Genomic DNA, 1,985 nt, shown 5'->3' with positions numbered 1-1,985 from the left:
TCTGCCGTTATCGTTTTTCACTTTATCTGCGGACAAAAATCCGCCCAACGTAATTATGTTCCAAGATAATCCATTACTCGCACAACTCAAACAACAAATTCATGACAGCAAAGAACGTGTGGAAGGCACGGTGAAAGGTACGGACAAGGCTTACGGCTTTTTGGAATGCGACAAGAAAAGCTATTTCATTTCTCCTATTGCCATGAAAAAAGTCATGCACGGCGACAAAATCAGCGCCACGATCGAAAAACAAGGCGGTAAAGCTCGGCCAGCATTCCTGTTTTGGGAGCCTTAAAAGAACCATTAACTACCGAACAATTTGCCGAACGCATCGAACAGGTGTTAAAGCGCAGACCATTAATTTGCACATAAAACGGACCGCACTTTATCCGCAAAATCGGCATCTGCACCGGTGGAGGTCAAGGTTACATTGATCTTGCTGCAGCCCAAGGTTTTGACGCCTTTATTACAGGTGAAGTCTCTGAGCAAACCATTCACTCCGCTAGAGAACAAAAGATTCATTTCTTTGCCGCAGGCCACCATGCCACCGAACGTTATGGCGTAAAAGCGTTAGGTGAATGGCTGTCAAACGAACAGGGATTTGAGGTGGAATTTAAGGATATGGATAATCCGGCATAACTGATTTACTCTTGACTTCTCTATAAAATATATGTATAGAATAGTAACCATGTAGGAATAAAAGTATTATTTCTGCTGGTATTTTAATTATTACATTTTAACAAGAGGAGAAACACTATGAGTAAAGAATTTGATGCAAAACGCAAAGAACTATTAGAAGAACTGAATGACATTTTAAATAATGCTGAAGAGCTTTTTAATGAAAAAAGTGAAGCAGGTGCAGAAGAACTGAAAAAATTGAAAAAAAATTTAAGTTCTCAAATTAAAACAATTAAAGGACAATTTAGTTCTCTTCAAGAAGAAGCCGTTGAAAAAACCAAAGAGGTGATTAAAAGCACCGATACTCTAGTGCAAGAAAATCCTTACAAAGCCATCGGCACTGCTGGTGTTATTGGATTATTACTGGGCGTACTCATCAGTAAAAAATAGTTTCTATTTACTAAAAGAGTTCTACTGAATAATGGCTGCGTTTACTCATTTTCTACGCAGCCACTTTTTCTTTTAGACAGCTCTTAAGGAGACGGAATGCAAATTATACAAAAAATTAAAAATACATTGATTACAACCCTTGAGTTAACACAAATCCGTTTGCAAATGCTTCGGATTGACTTTATCCAGCTAAAAAATTCTTTATTATCATCTCTCATTATTATATTGTTCTCCTCATTACTTTTATTAGTTTCTTTTATCAGCTTGTTATTTGGTTTAGATTCCTATCTTGCCCCAGAAAATAAAATCACCGTATTTTTCTCTATCAGTGTTATTTCCCTATTCATTGTTTTGCTTTTAGCCTTTGGGTTATCGCGTTTTTTAAAAAAACAAAAAACATTTATGATGGATACAGTAATAGAGATACAACAAGATATTAGTGCATTAAAAAATATTATAGGTAAATCCAAACAAGAGTAGGAGAAGTCATAATGCGTTTAGAAGAAGAAAAAGAACTTTTAGTACTCAAGGGCAATATATTGCGACTTAAATTATGTTCACAAGGTAATACAACAAAACGAGAAATTTCATCTCCTCTCCAAAATATAAATTTCTTAGGTTCAGTGTTAAATCAACCCTTAATACGTTCTTTACTATTCACGGCAGTAAGTAAAAAACTGTTTACCGCCCGCAGCATTGTTGTTACTGGATTAGGCTTAGTTACGCTCTATGCACTTGGCAAACATAGTCAGTATAACCAATCTGAATAAATTAGCTTTTAATAAATTACCCTAACATATCGGAACACTTACTCTGATAATTGCTCCTATAAGGCAAAACAAGTATAATTTCGCCAATTTTTTCACTAACACAAACAGGAATAATTATGGGTTTCTTAACAGGTAAACGTATTTTAG

3 protein-coding genes and 2 pseudogenes are annotated in these 1,985 nt (G+C 35.5%); all 5 read left to right on the top strand.

Annotated features, from left to right (window positions below; genetic code table 11):
• Window positions 1–55: 55 nt before the first annotated feature.
• Window positions 56–262, top strand: a pseudogene (locus tag HMPREF9065_RS10215) (exoribonuclease II); the annotation flags it as partial.
• A gap of 2 nt (window positions 263–264) precedes the next feature.
• Window positions 265–639, top strand: a pseudogene (locus tag HMPREF9065_RS09900) (Nif3-like dinuclear metal center hexameric protein); the annotation flags it as partial.
• 117 nt (window positions 640–756) lie between these two features.
• The gene (locus HMPREF9065_RS05550) at window positions 757–1,068 is read left to right on the top strand and encodes a DUF883 family protein (RefSeq protein ID WP_021615926.1); all 312 of its coding nucleotides are present in this window, start codon (window positions 757–759) and stop codon (window positions 1,066–1,068) included.
• Between the two features lie 96 nt (window positions 1,069–1,164).
• The gene (locus HMPREF9065_RS05555) at window positions 1,165–1,548 is read left to right on the top strand and encodes a phage holin family protein (RefSeq protein ID WP_021615925.1); all 384 of its coding nucleotides are present in this window, start codon (window positions 1,165–1,167) and stop codon (window positions 1,546–1,548) included.
• A gap of 11 nt (window positions 1,549–1,559) precedes the next feature.
• Window positions 1,560–1,838, top strand: a complete 279-nt coding sequence (locus HMPREF9065_RS05560) for a hypothetical protein (protein WP_021615924.1) — start codon at window positions 1,560–1,562, stop codon at window positions 1,836–1,838.
• Window positions 1,839–1,985 lie beyond the last annotated feature (147 nt).

This window comes from Aggregatibacter sp. oral taxon 458 str. W10330 (assembly GCF_000466335.1).
GTDB lineage: Bacteria > Pseudomonadota > Gammaproteobacteria > Enterobacterales > Pasteurellaceae > Aggregatibacter.
Note: the sequence above shows the minus strand (reverse complement) of the source record. Positions and strands in the feature narration are given on the sequence as shown.